General features: G+C 39.3%; 20 protein-coding genes and 1 other RNA gene. 5 read left to right on the forward strand and 16 right to left on the reverse strand.

Annotated features, from left to right (window positions below; translation table 11 throughout):
* The first annotated feature begins 2 nt into the window (after positions 1–2).
* Both lepB and PAN07_RS04060 read left to right on the forward strand, forming a co-directional pair.
* Positions 3–617, forward strand: coding sequence for a signal peptidase I (gene lepB / locus PAN07_RS04055; RefSeq protein ID WP_269797180.1), 615 nt, complete (start codon positions 3–5; stop codon positions 615–617).
* A 60-nt stretch (positions 618–677) separates the two neighbouring features.
* Complete coding sequence (locus PAN07_RS04060; RefSeq protein WP_269797181.1) at positions 678–3,044, forward strand: ATP-dependent RecD-like DNA helicase; 2,367 nt, start codon at positions 678–680, stop codon at positions 3,042–3,044.
* Between the two features lie 48 nt (positions 3,045–3,092).
* Here PAN07_RS04060 and tig read toward each other — a convergent pair whose 3' ends face one another.
* From tig to PAN07_RS04135, 15 genes are all read right to left on the reverse strand, one after another.
* Positions 3,093–4,376: a trigger factor gene (gene tig / locus PAN07_RS04065; RefSeq protein WP_269797182.1), complete on the reverse strand. Its 1,284-nt coding sequence runs from the start codon at positions 4,374–4,376 to the stop codon at positions 3,093–3,095.
* Positions 4,377–4,488: 112 nt separating this feature from the next.
* Entirely contained in the window at positions 4,489–5,121 is a 633-nt protein-coding gene (locus PAN07_RS04070) for a response regulator transcription factor (protein ID WP_269797183.1), read from the reverse strand.
* Positions 5,122–5,143: 22 nt separating this feature from the next.
* Positions 5,144–6,133 carry a sensor histidine kinase gene (locus tag PAN07_RS04075; protein ID WP_269797184.1) on the reverse strand — a complete coding sequence of 330 codons (990 nt, stop codon included), beginning with the start codon at positions 6,131–6,133 and terminating at the stop codon, positions 5,144–5,146.
* Positions 6,130–6,828: a cell wall-active antibiotics response protein LiaF gene (gene liaF / locus PAN07_RS04080; RefSeq protein WP_269797185.1), complete on the reverse strand. Its 699-nt coding sequence runs from the start codon at positions 6,826–6,828 to the stop codon at positions 6,130–6,132. Before liaF ends, PAN07_RS04075 begins: the two co-directional genes overlap by 4 nt.
* Before the next feature lie 94 nt (positions 6,829–6,922).
* Complete coding sequence (fni, locus tag PAN07_RS04085; protein ID WP_269797186.1) at positions 6,923–7,924, reverse strand: type 2 isopentenyl-diphosphate Delta-isomerase; 1,002 nt, start codon at positions 7,922–7,924, stop codon at positions 6,923–6,925.
* A complete protein-coding gene (locus tag PAN07_RS04090; RefSeq protein ID WP_269797187.1) occupies positions 7,902–8,915 on the reverse strand; it encodes a phosphomevalonate kinase in 1,014 nt (337 codons plus the stop codon). Before PAN07_RS04090 ends, fni begins: the two co-directional genes overlap by 23 nt.
* Complete coding sequence (gene mvaD, locus PAN07_RS04095; protein WP_269797188.1) at positions 8,902–9,855, reverse strand: diphosphomevalonate decarboxylase; 954 nt, start codon at positions 9,853–9,855, stop codon at positions 8,902–8,904. Before mvaD ends, PAN07_RS04090 begins: the two co-directional genes overlap by 14 nt.
* Positions 9,837–10,715, reverse strand: coding sequence for a mevalonate kinase (mvk, locus tag PAN07_RS04100; RefSeq protein ID WP_269797189.1), 879 nt, complete (start codon positions 10,713–10,715; stop codon positions 9,837–9,839). The genes mvaD and mvk overlap by 19 nt, the downstream gene beginning before the upstream one ends.
* A gap of 240 nt (positions 10,716–10,955) precedes the next feature.
* Complete coding sequence (locus PAN07_RS04105; protein ID WP_269797190.1) at positions 10,956–11,645, reverse strand: response regulator transcription factor; 690 nt, start codon at positions 11,643–11,645, stop codon at positions 10,956–10,958.
* Positions 11,646–11,657: 12 nt separating this feature from the next.
* Complete coding sequence (gndA, locus tag PAN07_RS04110) at positions 11,658–13,082, reverse strand: NADP-dependent phosphogluconate dehydrogenase (protein WP_269797191.1); 1,425 nt, start codon at positions 13,080–13,082, stop codon at positions 11,658–11,660.
* Positions 13,083–13,157: 75 nt separating this feature from the next.
* Positions 13,158–14,585 carry a cell division site-positioning protein MapZ family protein gene (locus tag PAN07_RS04115; RefSeq protein WP_269797192.1) on the reverse strand — a complete coding sequence of 476 codons (1,428 nt, stop codon included), beginning with the start codon at positions 14,583–14,585 and terminating at the stop codon, positions 13,158–13,160.
* 1 nt (position 14,586) lies between these two features.
* Positions 14,587–15,756 (reverse strand): class I SAM-dependent RNA methyltransferase, encoded by a 1,170-nt coding sequence (locus PAN07_RS04120; protein WP_269797193.1) that lies wholly within the window; start codon positions 15,754–15,756, stop codon positions 14,587–14,589.
* 84 nt (positions 15,757–15,840) lie between these two features.
* An RNA gene (gene rnpB, locus PAN07_RS04125) (RNase P RNA component class B) lies at positions 15,841–16,221 on the reverse strand.
* A gap of 18 nt (positions 16,222–16,239) precedes the next feature.
* Positions 16,240–16,569 (reverse strand): cell division regulator GpsB, encoded by a 330-nt coding sequence (gene gpsB, locus PAN07_RS04130; protein WP_312847906.1) that lies wholly within the window; start codon positions 16,567–16,569, stop codon positions 16,240–16,242.
* Positions 16,570–16,644: 75 nt separating this feature from the next.
* Positions 16,645–17,166, reverse strand: coding sequence for an SLOG family protein (locus tag PAN07_RS04135; RefSeq protein ID WP_269797194.1), 522 nt, complete (start codon positions 17,164–17,166; stop codon positions 16,645–16,647).
* Positions 17,167–17,233: 67 nt separating this feature from the next.
* On the opposite strand from PAN07_RS04135, the gene recU reads away from it, so the two are divergent.
* Positions 17,234–17,830, forward strand: a complete 597-nt coding sequence (recU, locus tag PAN07_RS04140) for a Holliday junction resolvase RecU (RefSeq protein WP_269797195.1) — start codon at positions 17,234–17,236, stop codon at positions 17,828–17,830.
* Positions 17,827–19,968 carry a penicillin-binding protein PBP1A gene (pbp1a, locus tag PAN07_RS04145; protein WP_269797196.1) on the forward strand — a complete coding sequence of 714 codons (2,142 nt, stop codon included), beginning with the start codon at positions 17,827–17,829 and terminating at the stop codon, positions 19,966–19,968. Before recU ends, pbp1a begins: the two co-directional genes overlap by 4 nt.
* Positions 19,969–20,022: 54 nt before the next feature.
* Here the strand turns inward: pbp1a and PAN07_RS04150 are convergent, their stop codons facing one another.
* On the reverse strand, positions 20,023–22,005 hold the full coding sequence (locus PAN07_RS04150) for a peptide ABC transporter substrate-binding protein (protein ID WP_269797197.1): 1,983 nt from the start codon (positions 22,003–22,005) through the stop codon (positions 20,023–20,025).
* A 196-nt stretch (positions 22,006–22,201) separates the two neighbouring features.
* Between PAN07_RS04150 and PAN07_RS04155 the strand changes: the two genes are divergently transcribed.
* Positions 22,202–22,684, forward strand: coding sequence for an S-ribosylhomocysteine lyase (locus PAN07_RS04155; protein WP_178895378.1), 483 nt, complete (start codon positions 22,202–22,204; stop codon positions 22,682–22,684).
* Positions 22,685–22,693: the final 9 nt, after the last annotated feature.

Below are 22,693 nucleotides of genomic sequence, written 5' to 3' on the forward strand. Positions count from 1 at the left end.
TCATGAAATTCTTTAAATCATTTTTAAAAGAGTGGGGAGGTTTTTTCCTCATTCTCGCACTTATTGGTCTTAGTCGAGTCTTTCTTTGGAGTAATGTTCGAGTTGAAGGACACTCAATGGACCCAACTTTAGCTGACAACGAGATTCTCTTTGTTGTTAAACATCTTCCAGTAGATCGCTATGATATTGTGGTTGCCCACGAAGATGCCGAAAATAAGGATATTGTCAAACGTGTTATCGGTTTACCAGGAGACAAAATTCGCTATGAAAATGATAAGCTCTACATCAACGATCAAGAAACAGAAGAGCCTTATCTAGCAGAATACCTCAAACGCTTTAAAGAGGATAAGCTTCAATCTACCTATACAGGTAGTAATTGGGATGGTAAAAAAGGAGAGTATTTTAGAAGTATTGCTGAAAAATCTCAAGCCTTCACTCTAGATGCTAATTTTAACACTAGTTTTACCTTTACTATTCCAGAGGGAGAATATCTTTTACTTGGGGATAATCGTCTTGTCTCCAATGACAGTCGTCATGTTGGAACCTTTAAAGCAAAAGACATTGTTGGGGAAGCTAAATTCCGTTTCTGGCCAATAGACCGTATCGGAACATTCTAAAAACACTAAGAGGCCGAGACATACCAATCTCAGCCTCTTCTTATTCTATTGAGGATTTCTATGGAAGTATATTTTACAGGCACCATTGAGCGCATTATCTTTGAAAATAGTAGTAATTTTTATCGCATCCTACTCTTGGAGATTGAAGATACCAATGCTGAAGACTTTGATGATTTTGAAATCATCGTAACTGGTACCATGGCTGACGTTATTGAGGGTGAGGAATACACTTTTTGGGGACAAATTGTCCAACACTCAAAATATGGTCAACAGTTACAAATCACTCGCTACGAGAGAGCAAAGCCGACTAGTAAAGGTTTGGTTAAATATTTTTCAAGCAGCCACTTCAAAGGTATCGGTCTTAAAACTGCCCAGAAAATTGTAGATATCTATGGTGAAAATACTATCGACAAAATTTTAGAGCATCCTGAAAAACTCCAATCAATTTCTGGATTATCTGCTAAAAGTCGAGAAGCCTTTATTTCTACACTCCGTCTCAACTACGGGACAGAAATGGTCCTGGCTAAATTAGCTAATTATGGTATCCCTAATAAATTAGCTATTCAAATTCTAGATGAATACAAGGAAGAGACCTTAAATGTCGTTGAAAATTATCCCTATCAGCTAGTAGAGGATATCAAAGGATTGGGCTTTACCATTGCCGACCAACTAGCGGAAGAACTTGGTATTGAAAGCCAATCGCCTGAACGTTTTCGTGCTGGAATCATTCATAGTCTTTTGAATTCATGTATGGAAAGTGGCGATACCTATGTTGAAGCAAGGGACTTACTAGAACAAACCATAAACCTTCTAGAATCCTCTCGACCAGTGGAACTAGATCCTAATCAAGTTGCCCTCGAATTGTCACATCTAATCGAAGAGGACAAAGTTCAGCAGGTAGACACTAAAATTTTTGACAATAGTCTCTTCTTTGCAGAAGAAGGCATCCACAAGCACCTGATGAGAATCCTTGAAAGAAAGGGGGATAAAGACCAGAACATCGACAGTATTCACAAACATATTTCAACTGTTGAAAAAGAGTTGGGAATTCAATACGATACCATTCAAAAGGAGGCTATCTGTGATGCAATCCAAAACAAGGTCTTTATCCTAACAGGTGGTCCTGGAACAGGAAAAACTACTGTTATCAATGGGATTATTGGTGTTTATGCTCTAATGGAAGGACTTGATCTCAAGAAAAAGAGCAATTTACCTATTCTCCTAGCTGCTCCAACTGGTCGCGCGGCTCGTCGTATGAATGAGTTGACAGACTTGCCTAGTGCAACGATTCACCGCCATTTGGGCATGACTGGAGACGACGATACCAGTCATTTGGAAGATTATCTAGATGCTGATTTTATCATTGTAGATGAGTTTTCTATGGTAGATACTTGGCTAGCAAATCAGCTTTTCTCTAATATCTCCTCTACTAGTAAAATTCTCATCGTTGGAGATAGTGATCAGTTGCCTTCTGTCAGTCCTGGGCAAGTCCTAGCTGACTTACTCCAAATTCCAAGTTTACCGCAAACACGATTAGAAAAAATTTACCGCCAGAGCGAAGAATCAACCATTGTCACTCTTGCTAGCCAGATTCGTCAAGGAATCTTACCTGCAGATTTTACGCAGAAAAAAGCAGACCGTTCCTACTTTGAAATCGCTAGTAATCATATCCCAGCGACCATTGAAAAAATCCTAGACGCAGCTCTCAGAAGTGGTATACCCGCTCGTGATATCCAAGTTCTAGCACCTATGTACCGAGGAACAGCAGGAATCGATGCGATTAATCAACTCATGCAAGACCTTCTCAATCCTCCACAGAAAGATCAGATAAGCTTTGAAGCTACTCAATGGAATTATCGCACGGGAGATAAAGTTATTCATTTAGTCAATGATGCAGAAGTCAATGTTTTTAATGGAGATTTAGGCTACATTACAGATCTCATTCCTGCCAAATACACCGAGTCCAAACAAGATGAGATTGTCATTGATTTTGATGGCAATGAGGTTTCTTATCCTCGAAATGAATGGTACAAGATTCGCCTAGCCTACGCCATGAGTATCCATAAGTCGCAGGGAAGTGAGTTTCCCGTCGTTATCCTTCCCATTACCAGTGCCAGCAAGCGTATGTTAGAGCGTAATCTCATCTACACTGCTATTACTCGGGCAAAAAGCAAGCTTATTTTATTGGGTGAATTACAGGCCTTTGAATATGCTACTCAACATATGGGAACCTCTCGCAAAACTTACCTAATAGAACGTTTTATTGAACTAACTGAAAGTTTTGAAGAAGTAAATGAGCCTATTCTTGAAACAAGTAATCAGATTAACCCTCATCAAACTTACAGACTAACTGAAGATAACTGGACTAGTATCCCAGCCATGATTGGAATTAGCCAAGATGACATTAAGGAGTTTTTCGGAAAATAACATAAAAGAAAAGCCCACCGGTTTCGGTAGGCTTTTTACTTTATAAAATCATTTTACTGTTGCAGTGCTTGTGATCAATTCAACAGCTTTTTTGATTGTGATATCGTGTTTCAACATTTCTGCTGAAAGCAAGCTTTGTACTTGGGCAACTTCCATGTTGTAATCTGCAGCCAATTGCTCGATTTCTTTTTGGATTTCTTCTTCAGTAGCGTCAAATCCTTCAGCTTTCGCAACTGCTTCGATAACAAGATTAGTCTTAGTACGTGACTCAGCTTCTGCTTCATATTGTTTGTGAAGGTCTTCTTGAGTAGTTCCAGTGATTTGGAAGTACATGTCAGGGTTGATACCTTGACGTTGCAAGTTTCCAAGGAACTCATTTACTGAGCGGTGAACTTCTTCGTGGATCATTTCTTCTGGAAGTTCTACGATTTCAGCATTTTCAACAGCTTTATCGATTGCAGCACCTTCTACAGCATCTTTATATGCTTCTTCTTTAGCAGCTGCCAATTCTTTACGATATTTTTCTTTCAATTCAGCAAGAGTTTCAACTTCTTCATCGATATCTTTTGCAAGTTCATCGTCAAGAGCTGGAACTTCTTTCGCTTTAACTTCGTGGATAGTTGTTACGAATTTAGCTTCTTTACCTGCAAGTTCTTCAGCTTGGTAGTCTTCTGGGAATGTTACAACTACATCAACAGTTTCACCAGCTGAATGACCTACCAATTGGTCTTCAAATCCAGGAATGAATTGACCTGAACCTAGTCCAAGAGAGAAGTTTTCACCTTTACCACCAGGGAATTCTAATCCATCGATAGAACCAACGAAGTCGATGACAACAGTGTCGCCGTCTTCAGCAGCACCTTCTTTGATAACTAATTCAGCCAAGTTGTTGCGTTCGCGTTCGATACGCTCTTCAACGTCGACATCTGATACTTCTTTTTCTACATCAACTGATACTTCAAGATTTTTGTAGTCACCCAATTTAACTTCAGGCTTAGTTACTACTTCAGCAGTGATAACCCAGTCTTGACCTTTTTCCATTGATGTTACATCAATTTTAGGTTGTGCAACTACTTCAAGACCAGCTTCTTTTACAGCTGCTTCATAAGCATTTGGCAAGAGAGCGTTCAATGCATCTTGATAAAGAGCTTCTTCACCAAATTTTTGGTCGAAGATAGGACGTGGAAGGTGACCTTTACGGAAACCTGGAACATTAAGAGATTTCTTTACTGAATTAAAGACACGGTCCAATTCTGGTTTGATTTGGTCTTGAGAGATTGTGAAAGTCAAGACACCACGGTTTGTTTCTTTGTTTTCAAATGATACAGACATTCTGTCATTTCTCCTTAAAATTTTTAATACAGTCCATTATACCATATAGTAGCGAACTTTTTCAAGTAATGGATGCGCTTTTCGTCCATGCTTCAGTTACATCCTATGTCCCCTAAAATTCATCAGAACCCACTAAATGATGTTGAAAAGCATAAACTGCTGCCTGGGTACGATCACTGACCTGAAGTTTGGCTAGGATATTGGAGACATGGGTCTTGACTGTCTTAAGGGAGATAAAGAGCTCATCTGCAATGCGCTGATTTTCATAGCCCTTAGCAATCAGTTGAAGGACATCGCGTTCTCGCGCAGTTAATTCTTCGTGAAGTTCCATATGATTGCGGTGGTATTCTACTTTCTTACTCACCTCTTGTTCGATAGCTAGGTCTCCAGCTACCACCTTTTGAACAGCATGAAACAATTCATCAGCACTTGACGTCTTGAGCATATAACCTCTGGCCCCAGCATTCAATACTGGCATGATTTTTTCATTGTCTAGATAAGAAGACACAATCAGGATTTTAGCCTCCGGCCATTCTTTGAGAATAGCTAGAGTTGCGTCAATTCCATTCATTTCAGGCATGACAATATCCATAACAATCACATCTGGGCGAAGAGCCAAAGCCATGGAAATCCCTTCGACTCCATTAGTTGCTTCTCCAACAACCTCTACATCATCTTGTAGTTCAAAATAACTTTTTAATCCAAGACGCACCATTTGGTGGTCATCTACTAATAATAGTTTCATTTTATTTCCTTTTGTTAGTTAGTCAATCAAGCAAGGGTATGCGAATATCCACTGCTAAACCCTGCTTCGGCGCTGTTAATAGTTGTATACTCCCTGCCATATCTTCCACTCGTTCTTTGATATTCCGTAGTCCATAGCTCAAATCATCTACGTCAACCGGCTCGAAACCTCTGCCATTGTCCACTACTTTCAACTGTAATTCTGTTTCAGTCTGATAAAGATAAACATCCAGACAAGAAGCTTGAGCATGACGGAGAGTATTACTAATCAATTCTTGGACGATACGGAAGATATGTTCCTCAATCTTTTTAGGCAATTCATCTACCTCATATTTAAAGCTGACTTTGAGTTCACTTTTTTCTTCCAATTCTTTAAGAAGCAACTGAATCCCCTCAACCAGACTCTTTTGTTCCAGTTCTATCGGTCGCAAATGTAAGAGTAGAATACGCAAATCTCTTTGGGCTGTTTCTAAAATAGCAGTCACACTCTGAAGCTGAGTTTGCATCTTCTCTCTATCTAATCTTGCAGCTTGTTGACTGAGTCCTGATAAAATCATATGGGCAGCAAAAATTTCTTGACTGACCGTATCATGCAAGTCACGCGCGATTCGCTTGCGCTCCTTTTCAACGATCTCTTCTTCTTTGACTAAAACCTGATTGTCTGCTTTTTGGATGGCTTCTGTCAATAAACCGAGCTTACCTGATAAGTTTCTAAAACTTGCGTCTAAATCAGCATCTCCAAGGCTTTTAATATCTTTACCAGCTAGCAGACGTTTAAGATTTTTTTGGATTCTTCTTCTTGAAATTTCATCAACCATTGTCCAAAATAGGACCAATAAGAAAGCAAGGGCAAGACTAAACATCAAAGCTAGAAATAAGACTTTTTCTGTCCTTTCTAAATCTTGGAAGAGAGAAGTCCACTCCAAATCTAAGACCTTAAAAATGCTTCGAAATAGAAAGGCAACAAAGAGAAATGAGGTGAGTCCAATTAAAATATAGGGTTGCTTTTTCATCCTCTCACCACCTCAATATCTCCAACCATGGTTGTCAAAAGAATCTTCACACTCTTGGGACTCTTGAGATAATCTCTGGTTTCTTGATGAAATTGCTCATTACGTAAAGCACGTTTAGGCTGGTCAAAGAAGGTTAAATCTCCGTACAGAGAATTGACACTGAGGCTGACTTCTACATCCACTGGTACGATAATTCTAGTCGTACCGACCAGTTTTCTCAAGATAATGACATTATCATGATTGCTCAATATCACGTGCTCTAGATGAATGGTATCCTTCCCCATAAGACGAAAAAGATTGATATCATCAAAGCGACAAGTCTGGTAACTTGAAAAATGGTGGAGATTTCCAAACCAGCGATTTTTCTCCCTCTTCACCGTAACAACTTCTTCAAAAACCAGATTGGTATCTTCTCTTTCCTGATTCATCATAGGGTAAAGGAGGAAGAGACTGTATATCAAAGCTACAAAAATAGCCAAGATAACAAAAGGATTGAGCATAATGATGAAGAAAAATAAGATGGTCACTGCCACTAAAAAGAAGTTATTGCCTTGTCTACCTGTATAATAGCGAATCAAGAGTAAAAACAAGAGTAAAATGAGTAGAAAACGGGAAAAATGCTCTGATACCATCATAATCAGAGCTCCTGTCAATAAACAAGCTTCAATAAATAGAAAAATTTGAAATTTTCTCATGTAACCGTCCTCTCTACTTAATTGTATCACAAATCCCAAAAGTCACATCAGTCTGAGGAATGAAAAAGAGACCGGGACTAAAATCCCGACCTCCTTACATTTGATCTTTTGCTTCTTTTAATTTTCCATATAGGAGATAGTCGACTTCTTGCAAATCTTCAATCCTTGCACAATTAAGGGCACACATAATCAAGCGTAGATCTTCCTTCCAGCTTTCAACAATGGAAATAACGACATCAACAGAGTAATTCTCTACCAGATCTAACATGGTGCGTGATAGACCAACTGCCTTTGCTCCAAACACCAAGCATTTGATGATATCTAGTGGATTGCGAACTCCTCCACTCACCAAAAGTTCCATCTTGTCCTTCCAGTCTTGGGCATTCAGAAGAGCTTGCATAGTCGATTGACCCCAATCATTAAGGTAGTCACGTTGACCACTGCGACGGTTTTCAATATAGGCAAAGCTGGTTCCCCCACGACCAGACAAATCAACGGTTCGTATTCCCATCTCATAAGCCTTAGCAATAGTCTTCACATCCATCCCAAAACCAACTTCTTTTAAAACAAGGGGAACAGGGATTTGATCGGCATAATCTTTTAGATTATTTTGCCACAACCTAAATTGACGCTCACCTTCAGGCATGAGTAGTTCCTGCATAACATTCACATGAACTTGTAAAAGAAGGGGATTCATCTCTTTGACTGTTTGTAATCCTAGTTCTACAGGTTTGTCCAAGCCAATATTGGTTCCGAAAAGAAGGTCAGGATGATTTGACTTAACAGCAAAAGAATCATCTGATGGATCCTTAAGTGCCGCACTGTAAGAACCCGTCACAAATAAAATCCCACAGGCCTCTGCCACCTGGGCCAATTTTTGATTGATTTCTCTTCCCTTGTCACTACCGCCTGTCATGGCGTTTATATAAAAAGGAAAGTCCCATTTGCGCCCTGCAAATTCTGTCGAAAGATCAATCTCATCTAAGTCATATAAGGGTAGAGAAGAATGAATCAATTCAACTTCATCAAAACTATTATAAGAACTTTTCTGTTCAAGGGCATAGCGGATGTGTTCATCCTTCCGATTTGTTGTCATGTCCTATCCTTTCTTGATACAAGAGTTCAATCCCTAAATCAGCCCATCTTTTTTTCAGTAATGTGGTCGAATCTTGGTCAAAACTGAGGGCTATCCCACAGTCTCCACCACCAGCACCACTACTTTTTGCGACAGCTTTTAAGTCTATGCTAGCATCTTTTAATTGTCTGAGCGAGGGTGTATAAATATCTGAACTCAAGCCTTCTAAAAGTTGGCTGGCTTGTTCTAGCAAGTCAATAATGTTTTCTTCTTGACCTGCCTCCAAAGCCTTGGCCAAGTTTGTTACTGTTTCTTTTGAAGCCTGTAAGAAGCTAGCGTTCATATTATTCTTGATTTGCTTGACCATGTGACTAGAGACAGCCACTTCCTTGGTCCAACCCACCAGAAAATCAAATTTCAAGGCCGGTTCAACACTCCTAATAGAAAGGCCCCAGTCACGTGCTAATACAGTTGGCAAGTCTTCTTTTTCTAGCCATTCTGCCACTTTCTCACGGTCAAAAGACTGATAGAGGACCAGGTCTTCTGAAACGATACAGGCAATATCCCCCATGGAACCATTATCTCCACGTTTAAGAAGTACAGCACTAGCCAGTTTAAATAAGAGGTCTCTTTCAGCTGGTCTTTCATAGAAAGCAAGCATAGCCTTGATGACCAAGACAACGACGCTACCACTAGAACCCAGTCCAAACTTCTTGCCTTCACGCTCCATTTTCCCACGAATGTCTATGGAAAAAGGACGCAAGTCACCTCCTTGGGTAGTTAGATACTCCTCCACTAAGGCAACTGTTTCTTGAATCAAAGCATAAGAAGAATCCGGTCGCATGTCTACACTATATGTAAACATATCTGAGTAGAGTCGATAATCATCAGACGTTTTAATCTCAGCCGTCATATAGATGGGAATAGCCTTTATTAGCGCCAACTGTCCTGGTTCTAAAATGGCATACTCCCCAGCCCAATAGAGCTTCCCACAAGTTTTAACAATCGTCATCTTGGCCCAAGTCCTTTGTCTTTGAAACGATTAAGCGATAGCGCTGACCTAAGAGTTCTGATAGATGTTCCAAGTCCTCTTCCAAGCAAAGAACCTTGACATTAGGGCCCGCATCCATGGTAAAGTAGCAAGATTCACCTTGTTTACGTAGCTGACGAACGAAATCCATAGCCTCATAACTAGCATCTGTCAGATATGAGAAGGATGGAGTTGCGGTCTTTGTCGTCGCATGCATAGCTAGAGCATTCTTCTCTGTTAATTCCCCAACTTTTTTAAAGTCGTTTTCCTTGAGATAGACCAACATGTCCTCGTAGTCTTGTTCAGATTGACGAATCCACTCTTCAAAAGTCGTCGAAGTTTCCACACAGAGTTTCATGCCATCTCGACTAGAGATTGGTTTTTTTTGATCTTCCAAGACCAACATAATCATAGCGAGTTTCAATTCAGTCTCGACAGGATAGATTTCTCCACTATCCTTATCCCAAGCTGCTAAGGGACCATAAAAACTACGAGATGAAGAGCCCGATGCAAACTTAGCTTCCAAAGCCAAATCTTTACGATTTAGTCCTAATTGGAAATAGGCATTGCAAGCTTTTACCAGAGCAGACAAACCACTGGAACTTGAAGAAAGACCTGCCGCTGTTGGCATATTGTTCTTGGTATCGATACGAACAAAACCTGCTCCTTCAGGACGGTAGCGATCAATAATTTTACTCATCTTTTTATGTTCAGCTTCATTTTGCAACTGACCATTGATGTAAAAAACATCAGCGGTTGCATCTGCTGGCAAAGGTGAAAGTGTCGTCTCCGTATACATATTTTCTAAAGTCAGAGAGATACTGCTAGTCGCGGGAACCATCTCTTTTTCTTTTTTCTTACCCCAATATTTGATAATAGCAATATTGGCATAGGAACGTACTGTTACAGGCTTTCGATCCATGTCTGAACAGCTCCTTTCTCTTCTAATCTTTCTGCGAGTTCTTGTGCTTGGTTTACATTAGCAACCAAGGCGATAATACAGCCTCCTAAACCACCACCACTCATCTTGGCACCTAAAGCTCCATGTTCGAGAGCAGTTTCAACCAAGGCATCCGCTTCAAGGCTACTAACTCCAATTTCTTTTAGATTTCCATGAGCTTTGGTTAGAATTTCTCCCAGCTTCACGGCATCCCTTGCCTTTATTGCTTTTTCTGCTTCTTGGGTTAATTCTCCTAATACATGCAAGAAAGGTAGAGCTTCCTTACCTTTGCTCTCTACGACTTGGATAGCTTCACGAGTATGTCCATAAACTCCGGTATCTGCAATGATCAGATAAGCTGACAAATCCATGGCTAATTCTTCAAAACCTACATTTTTGATAAAACGAATAGGCTGGTCACTTAGGCAAGTCTTAGCATCTAAACCACTAGGATTCATATGGGCAATCATCTCCGCCCGATTGACCAAAATTTCTAAAACATCATGCGGAAGTTCTGTCTGGTAATAATCAAATACCGCTCGAATGGCCGCAATACTTATGGCTGCTGAAGATCCCATCCCCCGTTTTTCTGGAATAGCCGAGTCAATTTGACAACGAATGCAAGCATCCTGTATATTTAGATACTCAAGGGAGGCATAAACAGCCATGGACAAGGTGTCCTCTTCAAACAGACGCCATGGTGTCGCTGCTGGAACCACCCGACAAGTCACTTCAACCTCTAAAAGAGGCAAAGAGATGGCCGGGTAACCATAAACCACTGCATGCTCTCCTATTAAAATAATTTTACTATGTGCCTGACCGACACCAACTTCTTTTGTCATTTAATCCTTCTAACAGACGAAAAGCGTCTTTTTCTAGATAAAATTTTAGAACTTTATTCCTTTCTATTTTATTATATTTTCACAAAAAAAGCGATTGTTTCCTTTCACAATCGCTTGTCCTTGAGATAAAAAATTCAACTTATAATTTTCTCAACTCCTAAAAATAGTTGATTAATGATTTAAAAAAGCACTTGCTTATAGGCAAGTGCTTTTCGACTTTAATTGATAAAATATTACTTTTTATTCCTGCATGGTATAACCTACACCACGAACTGTTTTGATATAGCTTTTTTGGCCTTCCACATCAATTTTACTACGTAGATATCGGATATAAACATCTACAATATTGGTTTCTGTAGCACTTTCATACTTCCAGACACTTTCCAGTAATTGCTCACGAGTCAATACTTTTTTACTTCCCATAAGCGTAGCTAGAAGATCGTATTCTCGACGTGTGAGAGCAATCAACTCATCTCCACGATAAACTGTATGATTGGCAACATCTATCCTAAGATTACGATAGCTGGTTGGTATCTTCATTTGACCACAATGTTGGTCGATAAAATCACGGCCACGGAAAATAGCTGAAATTCGCTCTACCAAATTTTCTATAATTACTGGTTTATAGATGTATGAAACTGCAAACCGCTGAACAACTTCTAGCACATCCTGCAATTCTTCTACGTGATCTAGAACCATGATGACAGATGCGGGCTTTGTTAGACTTAATTTGTCTGCAAATTCCTGCGCTGTCATATCTCCCAGATTAACATTTAACAAAATCAAATCATAATCTGTTTGAAGAGCCATGGAAAGAGCTTTTTGCCCTTTTTCTGCCAGATCAACTCGGTAATGCTCTTTTTGAAGTTCTAAACTTAAAAAATGAGCTAGATTTTTTTCTTTTTCAAGTAATAAAATCCGTTTCCCCATAGTTTGGCCTACTTATTTTTCGTCGTACCAAGAATAGTGGAAAGTACCTTCTTTATCTTTACGTTGGTATGTGTGAGCACCAAAGTAGTCACGTTGCGCTTGAATCAAGTTTGCTGGAAGGTCAGCTGAACGGTAGCTATCAAAGTAAGTGATGGCTGCTGAGAAAGTAGGTACTGGTACACCTGCTTGAACAGCAAGAGCTACGATATCACGAACAGATTGTTGGTATTTCGCAGTTACATCCAAGAAGTACTCATCCAAAAGAAGGTTAGCAAGATCTGCATCACGGTTGTAAGCATCTGTAATCTTTTGCAAGAAACGAGAACGGATGATACATCCATCGCGCCAGATAGATGCGATATCTGCAAATGGCAAGTTCCAGTTATTTTCTTTAGAAGCTACACGCAATTGCGCAAAACCTTGTGCGTAAGAGATGATTTTTGAGAAGTAAAGGGCTTGGCGGATCTTTTCGATCAACTCAGCCTTGTCTCCTTCAAATTTGAAAGCAGCTGGTTTTGGAAGCACCTTGCTAGCGTGTACACGCTCTTCTTTGTAAGTAGAGATGTAACGAGCAAATACGGACTCAGTAATGAGTGACAATGGTACACCAAGGTCAAGCGCTGATTGGCTAGTCCATTTACCAGTTCCCTTATTTCCTGCAGCATCTAAGATATAGTCTACAATTGAACCGTCTTGACCTTCATCATCTTTACGGCCAAGAATATCAGCAGTGATTTCAATCAAGTAGCTGTCCAATTCGCCCTTGTTCCACTCAGTAAAGATTTCAGCCATATCTTGAGCTGAAAGGCCAAGCAAGTGTTGCATAAGATCATAGCTTTCTGCGATCAATTGCATATCACCGTACTCGATACCGTTGTGGACCATTTTCACGTAATGACCAGCTCCATCAGGACCGATGTATGTCACACATGGTTTCCCATCTTCTGGTGCTTTTGCAGAGATCTCTTCAAGAACATCTGCTACCAATTCATAAGCTTCTTTTTGCCCACCAGGCATGATAGAAGGACCTTCAAGGGCACCTTTTTCACCACCAGAGACACCAGTACCGATAAAGTTAATACCAGAGTTCGCCAATTCTTCATTACGACGGATAGTATCTTTGTAGAAAGTGTTTCCTCCGTCAATCAAGATATCACCTTTATCCAAGTGTGGAAGAAGGGCTTGGATGGTTGCGTCTGTACCAGGTCCTGCTTGAACCATGAGCATGATACGACGTGGTTTTTCAATTGAGTTTACGAAGCTTTCGATATCATAGCTTGGCACAAAGTCCTTTTCAGGATGGCAAGCAACAACATCTTCTGTTTTTTCTTTACTACGGTTATAGATAGCAACTGTGTATCCACGAGATTCAATATTAAGGGCAAGGTTACGACCCATTACGGCCATACCAACAACACCAAAGTTTGCTTTTGTCATGTGACTCTCCTATTGTTTGATTTATTTATTTTATCATGTTTCAATTCTAAAAGAAAGAATTTGATAACTAGTCTCCTAGTAGTCAAGGTCGTTAGCGTGACCTGATCCGTTTCCTACAAAGTATCCTGTCTTACAGTTAAGAGTAAAGAGATATGTACCGTCAGGTCTGTATAGGTTGTAATAACCATTACCATTAACAATATTCACACGTTCTAGGATATATTGATTTCCAGTAATATAGCCACGTGCTCGTGAAGTAGCAAGAATTTGTTCAAGGACACCATCGTTAAACTCCCAAGCTGGATTACCACTATCACTGATAGCAGATTGGTTAAATGGAACACGACTCACACTTCTCTGCAAGTTTACACCTTCACTTGACAATCCACTATTAACAGCATTATTTCTTGGAGCTGTTTCACGCGCTTGAGCATTTGAACTACTTTCTGTAGATGGAGTTGACTCAGTTTGGCTAGCAGTACTTGCTTCACTAACTGTTGTAGTTTCTGTGCTTGCTTGCTGACTCTTACCTAAACTAATAGCTTTGTCTAGCAGTTTATCGATTTCGGTATTTCCAGTTTTAACTTCAGTGAATTTAGCATCCGATTTAATTTTTGCGTTTGTGTCCAAAACTCCATCTGTAATAACTGGTGTTTCAAATTGAGCATTTATATCTTCAATCGCTTTAATTTGAGTCTCAAGGCTGTCATATTTTGATTTTACAAGAGAATATTCTCTTGCTCCCTCAAGTTTCCCTAAGAGGTCCTTCAACTGACTCAATTGACTAAATTGGCTGTTTTTTAAAGCAGTTTTATTTTCGTCAGTATAGAAAGTGTCATATAGAGTATTGAATTGATCTAAAACAGCTTGGTTGCTTACCAATCCATTTTCTGCAGACTGAGATTGAATCTCTTGAGATGAGCGTGCGATTTGTTTGTAGATATAGTAGCCACTTCCAAGAATGAGCAAGAATAGGCAGGCAAGAACACTCAAAATCACCCATTTCTTTTTACTTTTTGGCTTCTCATTACTTTGGGCAGAACGAGACAATAGAATAGTTTCTTCATTCTCCTCTGAAACAGGTTCAGGATTCATTGCTACTGCAACTGTTTCAGAATCATCTTCAAAAGCTGGATTTTCTAGTTCTTCAACTGCAGGAGTAGGTTCAACTACTGGAATCTCAGTTGTTTCAGTCAAATCCACTTCTGATTCATCGCCTACTTCCTCGTCTTCAATATTTTCTCGGACTTCTTGAATTAGATCATCCAAACTTTGAGTAGCTTCCTCTTGCTTAGCTTGCAAGTTTTCAAATTTATCAGCTTCAATTTCATCACGATGCTGCTTGATATATTTATCGAGAATAGTATCATCCGGAGTCACGCCAGCTTCTACCTCTTCTTTTTTACGAATGACTTGACCTACTGTCAAGTCTTTTGCCTCTTCAAAATCAAGTTGTGATTCGTGGTTTACATTTTTATGGTGATGATGTTTTTTCTTACTCATTTTAATCCCTTTCTGTTGCTACTTCTTGTCTTTTTACGCGTTGCCCGAAATATTGATACAAATCAACCTTAAGGGTACCATTATATAGTTTACGCTTTTTATCTGCCTGACTACCATACTTGCTTTCAAAAGCCTCATCACTGGTCAGGATAAATTTACTCCAAGTTTTGAGTGGAGCAAATACCTCTCCCATCTCTGCATAGAGCTTTGTTACTCCTTCATCATCGGATAAGCGTTCCCCATATGGTGGATTCGAAATAATAACTCCATTAATCTTATCTGTTCGCAAATCCTGCACGCGCATCTGCTTAAAGTGGATATCCTTAGAAACCCCCGCAGCCTGAGCATTTGCCTTAGCAATTTCCACCATGCGGCCATCGATATCACAGCCCATGATGTCTAGCTCAATCTCATGATTAATCTTCTTGCTAGCTTCCGTACGAATCTCCTGAATCAAACGATCACTAACCCAATTCCATTCTTCGAAAGCAAAGGAACGGCGTAAGCCTGGCGCCATATTACGAGCAATCATAGCTGCTTCAATACAGAAAGTACCTGAACCACAGGTTGGATCAATCAGTGGTTTATCAGGGTACCAATTTGATAATTGTAAAATCGCCGCTGCCATGTTCTCTTTGATTGGAGCCCCACCTTTTTCCGTACGGTAGCCACGTTTGAAAAGACTAGAGCCTGTTGTATCAATCATGACCGTCGCTACATCTTTAAGAATTGAAACCTCGATTTTAAACTCTGGACCATTCTCCATCAAGGGAATACCTTCTGGCCGAGCGTAATGTTTTTGCAACTTCTTCACAACTGCTTTTTTAGAAATGGCTTGAACACTTGGTTCATTATGAAGTTTTGATTTGACACATTTTGCTTTTGAAATTGGAAAACGAGCCCCGAGCGACAAGTAGTTTTCCCAGTCGAGTGCAAAAACTCCTTGAAAGAGCTCTTCAAAGGTTTTCGCTGGAAATGTTCCAACAATTATCTTAATCCTATCTGCAGCTCTAAGCCACAGATTAGTTCTAATAATAGCCTTTACATCTCCTTCAAAGCGAACACGACCATTTTCAACTTGGCAATCATAGCCTAGTTCTCTTACTTCACGACCCACAACAGCTTCTAAACCTGCTGCTGCAGTCGCAACTAAATTAAATGTTTCTTTCATTCTAGAGTCTTTATAGACCTTTCTCTTGTTCACTTTAAAAAATGAGGTTGAGAAACAATTCTCAGCCCCAACCTATATGCAATTTTCTATAAGCCATGTTTTGTTCCAGAAATGACTAGGATCATTTCCTTCGATAATCATCTGTCTACCACTAGCTGTATCTACAGATAGCAGTCAGAGTACTACGTTCGTTTCCGCGTACTCCATGCCCCGACCAAAATTTGGGTTGCTAGCTTGAGGGGTTTACCGCGTTCCACTCTTCCCGTTTCCAGGAAGACTACGTCACTGTGGCACTTTCAGAGCTACTAAAACATATTCGAAAACTTAGTCTATTCACTCGCCGTAACGATTTCTCGTCCCTAGGCTTATTGTTTCGCCTAGCACAAACACTACAGGCATCACAGCCTGTGCTAGCATGGACTTTCCTCATGGAAAAATAGTTTCTCCACGCGATTATCCAAAAATTGCACAACTGGATAATTCTTAAGCTTCTGAATTATCCACTATTTGTTTACCGAAGACCTCTTTTTCAAGACGATTCAAGCGTTTTAAGATATCAAAGTTTGTCATTGAAGTAGTGCTACCCAATTCAAGAGAATCTGATTGCGTTGGCGCCACTTGATTTTTTTTCAACAATTCTTCTTTTAGTTCAGCAATTTCTAAACGTAAAGACTTGACCAAAGCAGCATAAGTTTCATAGTCTTTAATAACATCATCTAAAAACTCATCAACCTCTACCTTGCTATAGCCTCTTACTTCTCTTCCAAAATCCTGTTCAAAAATATCTTTTGCTGTAAAAACAATACTCGACATGTCTCTCTCCATTCTCAGTTACTAGTATTATTATATAAAAAAAAGCAATCAAAAAGCAAGGTCAAAGGCTCATTTTTAGGAAAAATTTTCAGCTATTTCGTTTAATACGTCAAATGTTAATCTTTTTGTAACATATCTGTCTTTCTTGTTCATCAATTCGTAAAAAAACTTGAGTTTCGTTTCGTTTTCTTCATCATAAAAAAGATAGGCGCCATCCGTATTTTCTAACAAAAATAACTGATAATCTCGAAGTTGTCCCTTATGTTCATAATTAGGATATGCATATTTGACAAAATCTACCTGTTTAAATGCAGTAAGTTTGATCTGATTACTCTCGTTCCAATTTGTGCCATGTGTTTCAAAATCGAAGATAGTTGCGAGCTGAAATCCATATTCTTCCTTAATTTCCTTAGCTACTTCTAAGACCCATGATTCAAAACCTAGACTTCCAGTAAAAACCAGCCATTTTAGACCTTCCTCAGCAAGTTTTTCTAAATCATTTCGTATAGCCTTTTTGATTATTTTTAATCGAATATCCTTATCATTAAATATTCCTAAATCGAAGGCGGAATAGCCAATTATCAAGGCTGTATGCATTTTTTAATCCTTTCCGAATACTTTTATGGTATAATAGAGTGATGTTATTGTACCAATAAGGAGAACTATGGTCAACTATCCACATAAAGTTTCATCAAATAAGAGACAATTAACCCCATCACAGACCAAAAATTTTGCAAATCGGGGTATGAGTTTTGAAAAGATGATTAACTCAACGAACGACTATTACTTAACCCATGGAGTGGCCGTAATTCACAAAAAACCAACGCCCATCCAAATTGTTCGTGTTGATTACCCTCATAGAAGTCGGGCAAAAATTGTTGAAGCATACTTTAGACAAGCATCTACAACTGACTATTCGGGAGTTTATGAAGGATTCTACATCGATTTTGAAGCTAAAGAAACCAGGCAAAAAACTGCTCTTCCTATGAAGAACTTTCACGCTCATCAGATTCAGCATATGGAACAAGTTCTTAAACAAAAAGGGATTTGCTTCGTCTTACTTCATTTCTCTTCTTATCAAGAAACGTATTTATTACCGGCTATTGATCTCATACACTTTTATCAGCAGGATAATGGGAAAAAATCAATGCCGCTTGACTATATTCGAGAGCACGGTTATTCGATTGAACAACATGCTTTTCCTCAAATCCCCTATCTCGATATCGTCAAACAACATTTACTAGGTGGTAAAACAATATGAACAAACAATTTTTCTTGCGCATAGCTAAGTACTTAGGAATTGGATTCTTAACAATCTTTCTCACACTAGTACTAATCGGCGGAAGTATCTTTCTCTTTTACGTAGTTCAAGCTCCTGAACTATCCGAAAGCAAGCTAGTTGCGACAACTTCAAGTAAAATTTATGACAATAAAAATGAGCTTGTAGCTGACTTAGGTGCTGAACGTCGAGTAAATGCTCAAAGCAGCGAAATCCCTACTGATTTGGTCAATGCGATTGTGTCTATAGAAGACCATCGTTTCTTCAACCACAGAGGAATTGATAGCATCCGTATTTTTGGAGCCTTCTTAAGAAATCTCCGCAGCAATGGTCTTCAAGGTGGTTCAACCTTGACTCAACAGTTGATTAAATTAACCTATTTCTCAACTTCAACTGCTGATCAAACTATTGCACGTAAGGCGCAAGAAGCTTGGCTAGCTATCCAATTGGAAAGAACTGCAACCAAGCAAGAAATTCTAACTTACTACGTAAATAAAGTCTATATGTCAAACGGTAACTATGGGATGCAGACCGCTGCTCAAAATTACTACGGCAAAGACTTAAAAGACTTGTCCATCCCTCAATTAGCTCTTCTTGCTGGAATGCCTCAAGCACCGAACCAGTATGACCCGTATTCGCACCCTGAAGAAGCGCAACAACGCCGAGATCTTGTATTGTCAGAAATGCAACGCCAGGGTTATCTCACATCAGAGCAATACGAGACAGCAATCAATACACCTATCACTGATGGTTTACAAAGTCTTAAAGGAAGCAACACCTATCCTCAATACTTAGATAATTACCTTAAAGAAGTCATTGACCAAGTTGAACAAGAAACTGGCTATAACCTCTTAACTACAGGTATGGATATCTATACAAACGTCGACCAAGATGTTCAGAAGAAACTATGGGATATTTATAATACTGATGAATATGTTCAATATCCTGATGATGATTTCCAAGCTGCTTCTACTATTGTAGATGTTACTAATGGGAAAGTTATTGCCCAACTTGGCTCACGCCACCAAGCTAGTAACGTATCATTTGGTCTCAACCAAGCAGTTGAAACCAATCGTGACTGGGGTTCTACAATGAAACCAATCACAGACTATGCTCCAGCACTTGAATATGGAATTTACGATTCTACTGCCTATATGTTGAAAGATGTTCCTTATAATTTCCCAGGTACTACCGAACCTGTCCTAAACTGGGATAGAAGTTACTTTGGAAACATTACTCTCCAATACGCTATTCAACAATCTCGAAATGTCCCAGCTGTTGAAACACTAGAAAAGGTTGGCCTTGACAGAGCCAAAACATTCTTAAATGGTCTTGGTATTGATTATCCATCTATGCTTTACGTTAACGCCATCTCAAGTAATACGACTGAAACAGGTAAGCAGTATGGAGCGAGCAGTGAAAAAATGGCTGCAGCTTATGCCGCATTTGCGAATGGTGGTACTTATTATAAGCCAATGTACATCAACAAAGTAGTATTCAGTGACGGAAGTTCTAAGGAATTCTCCGACCCTGGTACTCGTGCCATGAAAGAAACAACAGCTTATATGATGACTGAAATGATGAAGACAGTATTATATTATGGAACTGGTACTGGTGCTTACATTTCTTGGTTACCTCAAGCCGGTAAAACTGGTACATCAAACTATACTGATGCCGAAATTGAGAATCACATCAAAACTGAACAGTATGTTGCGCCTGATGAAATGTTTGTAGGCTATACACGTAAATATTCAATGGCAGTATGGACTGGTTACTCCAACCGATTGACACCAATTGTTGGTGACGGATTTAGAGTTGCTGGTAGCATCTATCGTTCAATGATGGAATATCTCGCTGAAAATGATCACCCTGGTGATTGGACAATGCCTGAAGGTCTTTATCGAAGTGGTGGATATGTCTTTAAAAATGGCGCTCGCAATAACTGGACGAATCCAACAACCCAACAACCTATAGTGACTGAAACCCCAATCGTTTCTACAGAAGACACAACTCAAGAAACGACTCAGGAAACAACAAACAATGCAAACAATGCAAATAATTCGAATAATGCAAACAACGCAAATACTAACGAGCCAAACATAAATAGAAATCCTCGATAAACCAAATTCTTTTAGAATATAAAAAAATGGAGTTAGATAACTAACTCCATTTTTTTATTTTACATGGTTAGCAAGATCTTCTTGCGCTTTTTTATTAGATTCTTCTTTTTCTTTCTTCCATTTATCTTGAGCTTTTTGATATTCATCAGCAGTTACTGGTTTATCTTGAAGTTCAAGGTACTTGTACAAGAGGGCTTCACTCATACCCTTGTTACCTGAGTAGGCAAATGGAAGGGTGAATGGTACCATCTTAGACAACATTGGACGTCCAGTTTGAGAAGTTGTTGGGATAATCAAAGCACTATCTGTCAACCAAGCTTGGGCAGCAGCATATTTATCATAACGTTTTGAAACATCTGTGTCTTCATTTCCAGCTTCAACAACCATCTTTTCGTAATCTTCCAAACCAACTTGTTTGGCAGCAGCGTTGTTTGTACCAGCATCAAATCCTAGATAAGTCTTAGTATTTTCACCAACAGATGGTTTGATGATATCAAGGTAAGTAGATGGATCAATGTAGTCTGGAGACCATCCAACGTTATCTGAGAGATCCCAATCTTCTCCAGCAGCTGTTTCAGCAAAGTAGGTAACATTTAAGACTTCATCTTTTTGAAGTTGTTGAATATCAATAACGACATTGTCAGTTCCTAATGTTGCTTCAAGTGATTGTTTCAATGACTGAACACGTTGAACTTTTGTAGTATTAGTTTGGTCAACTGGCATATCCAAGTGGATTGGGAATTGAACACCGTCTGCTTGGAGAGCTGTCTTAGCTTTAGCTAATTCAGCTTTTGCTTTTTCTGGGTTATATAATCCATCTTGGGCGTCATCTAAGTTGACATCTTTCCATTCATCACCATAAGTGACCAATTTTTCTTTGACTAACTCACCAAAGTTTTTACCATCTGCTTGTACGAAAGATGGCGGTACAAACAAGTTACGAAGAAGTTTTGTTGCTCCGCTTTCTCCATTGACTTGTGATGCATAGGCTTTTCTATCAAAACCAAAGGCAATCGCTTGACGGAAATCTTTATTGAGAAGAGCCTTCTTAGTTGATGTCTTTTGCTCATCTGTAGTCTTAGAAGTATATTTGTAAGACTGACGGTCGATATTTGTCCCAACCAAGAAAGTAGCAGAATCTTGTGGTGTATAAACGATGTTATCCTTAAACTCTTTTTCAAGTTCAGGATATCCTGCACTTGTTGGGAAGAGACGAGCCATTGAGAAGCCGCCATCCTTAAAGGTGTCTGCAAGTTTTCCTGTATCTTGACCATCCCAGAATGATAGTTTTACTTTATCAATATGAACATTGTCCTTATCCCAGTAGTTTGGATTCTTTTCAAATTCTACTGAAGATTTTGCTACCAATGATTTCAACAAGAAAGGACCGTTGTAAAGAATACTGCTTGGATCAGTTGCTTTGGCAAAGTCACTTCCTTTAGAAGTAAGGAATTCTTCATTGACTGGTGCAAGAATACCCATGGTTGTCTTAGAGTTCCAGAAGCTTTCTGGTTTATTCAAAGTGTATTGAACCGTCTGGTCATCAATTGCCTTGATTCCAACTTCTGAGAAGTCTTTTACTTCACCTTTGACATAAGCGTCAAGTCCTTTAATGGATTCTTGAACAAGATAAAGGGCTTCTGACTTATTGTCAGCTGCATATTTAAGACCTGTTACAAAGTCTTGAGCTTTCACAGGTGCATACTCTTCACCTTCAGAAGTGTACCACTTAGCATCTTTACGGATTGTATAAGTGTAAGTCAAACCATCTTGAGATACTGACCAGTCTTCTGCCATAGATGGCACGAAGTTCCCGTAACGGTCATTCTCCATCAAACCGTCAACAACATTACTTGTGATATTAGCAACCGCAGCCTTACCTGTTGTCAGATAGTTAAGGCTGTCTGGATCTGTTTCATAAACGTAAGAAAAAGTCTTCTCACCTTTTGCACTAGAGCCTGAACCTGAACAAGCTGCCAAAACACCTGACGCTAACAGAGTCACTCCTGCTAGGGCCATTACTTTTGAAAATTTCATAATAAACTCCTTTTTGACTTTTTATACATTATAATCTCTTTTGTGACAACTGTCAATAAAATTGTCTGAATTTTTTAAAAACTTACACAATAAAGTTCACTCAAGAATCAGTTTAACCACTGATAAAAGCGGTTGAAATATTTGTCCAAACAAGTCTTTATGATATAATGAAAGAAGAAAGTTGAAAGGAAATACCATGTCAAAAGAAGTTATTGTTGAAAGTTTTGAACTAGATCATACGATTGTAAAAGCTCCTTATGTCCGCTTGATTGGAGAAGAGACTGGACCGAAAGGAGATATCATTTCTAACTTTGATATCCGCTTGGTTCAACCAAATGAGGACTCTATCCCTACTGCTGGACTTCATACAATTGAGCACCTCTTGGCTAAGCTTATCCGTACTCGCATCGACGGTATGATTGATTGTTCACCATTTGGTTGTCGTACAGGCTTCCATATGATTATGTGGGGACGTCATTCTAGCGCTGAAATCGCAGCTGTCATCAAGGATTCACTGAAGGAAATCGCTGAAACAACAACTTGGGAAGATGTCCCAGGAACAACCATTGAATCTTGCGGAAACTACAAGGATCACAGCCTCTTTTCTGCTAAGGAATGGGCTAAATTGATTCTTGAACAAGGAATTTCAGATGATGCCTTTGAACGTCACGTCATCTAATAATAAAAA

It is taken from the genome of Streptococcus sp. SM5 (genome assembly GCF_027497975.1).

Coding starts and splice junctions, on each gene's coding strand:
- lepB (WP_269797180.1), top strand. CDS start 3: ATGAAATTCTTTAAATCATTTTTAAAAGAGTGGGGAGGTTTTTTCCTC.
- PAN07_RS04060 (WP_269797181.1), top strand. CDS start 678: ATGGAAGTATATTTTACAGGCACCATTGAGCGCATTATCTTTGAAAAT.
- tig (WP_269797182.1), bottom strand. CDS start 4,376: ATGTCTGTATCATTTGAAAACAAAGAAACAAACCGTGGTGTCTTGACT.
- PAN07_RS04070 (WP_269797183.1), bottom strand. CDS start 5,121: ATGAAACTATTATTAGTAGATGACCACCAAATGGTGCGTCTTGGATTA.
- PAN07_RS04075 (WP_269797184.1), bottom strand. CDS start 6,133: ATGAAAAAGCAACCCTATATTTTAATTGGACTCACCTCATTTCTCTTT.
- liaF (WP_269797185.1), bottom strand. CDS start 6,828: ATGAGAAAATTTCAAATTTTTCTATTTATTGAAGCTTGTTTATTGACA.
- fni (WP_269797186.1), bottom strand. CDS start 7,924: ATGACAACAAATCGGAAGGATGAACACATCCGCTATGCCCTTGAACAG.
- PAN07_RS04090 (WP_269797187.1), bottom strand. CDS start 8,915: ATGACGATTGTTAAAACTTGTGGGAAGCTCTATTGGGCTGGGGAGTAT.
- mvaD (WP_269797188.1), bottom strand. CDS start 9,855: ATGGATCGAAAGCCTGTAACAGTACGTTCCTATGCCAATATTGCTATT.
- mvk (WP_269797189.1), bottom strand. CDS start 10,715: ATGACAAAAGAAGTTGGTGTCGGTCAGGCACATAGTAAAATTATTTTA.
- PAN07_RS04105 (WP_269797190.1), bottom strand. CDS start 11,645: ATGGGGAAACGGATTTTATTACTTGAAAAAGAAAAAAATCTAGCTCAT.
- gndA (WP_269797191.1), bottom strand. CDS start 13,082: ATGACAAAAGCAAACTTTGGTGTTGTTGGTATGGCCGTAATGGGTCGT.
- PAN07_RS04115 (WP_269797192.1), bottom strand. CDS start 14,585: ATGAGTAAGAAAAAACATCATCACCATAAAAATGTAAACCACGAATCA.
- PAN07_RS04120 (WP_269797193.1), bottom strand. CDS start 15,756: ATGAAAGAAACATTTAATTTAGTTGCGACTGCAGCAGCAGGTTTAGAA.
- gpsB (WP_312847906.1), bottom strand. CDS start 16,569: ATGTCGAGTATTGTTTTTACAGCAAAAGATATTTTTGAACAGGATTTT.
- PAN07_RS04135 (WP_269797194.1), bottom strand. CDS start 17,166: ATGCATACAGCCTTGATAATTGGCTATTCCGCCTTCGATTTAGGAATA.
- recU (WP_269797195.1), top strand. CDS start 17,234: ATGGTCAACTATCCACATAAAGTTTCATCAAATAAGAGACAATTAACC.
- pbp1a (WP_269797196.1), top strand. CDS start 17,827: ATGAACAAACAATTTTTCTTGCGCATAGCTAAGTACTTAGGAATTGGA.
- PAN07_RS04150 (WP_269797197.1), bottom strand. CDS start 22,005: ATGAAATTTTCAAAAGTAATGGCCCTAGCAGGAGTGACTCTGTTAGCG.
- PAN07_RS04155 (WP_178895378.1), top strand. CDS start 22,202: ATGTCAAAAGAAGTTATTGTTGAAAGTTTTGAACTAGATCATACGATT.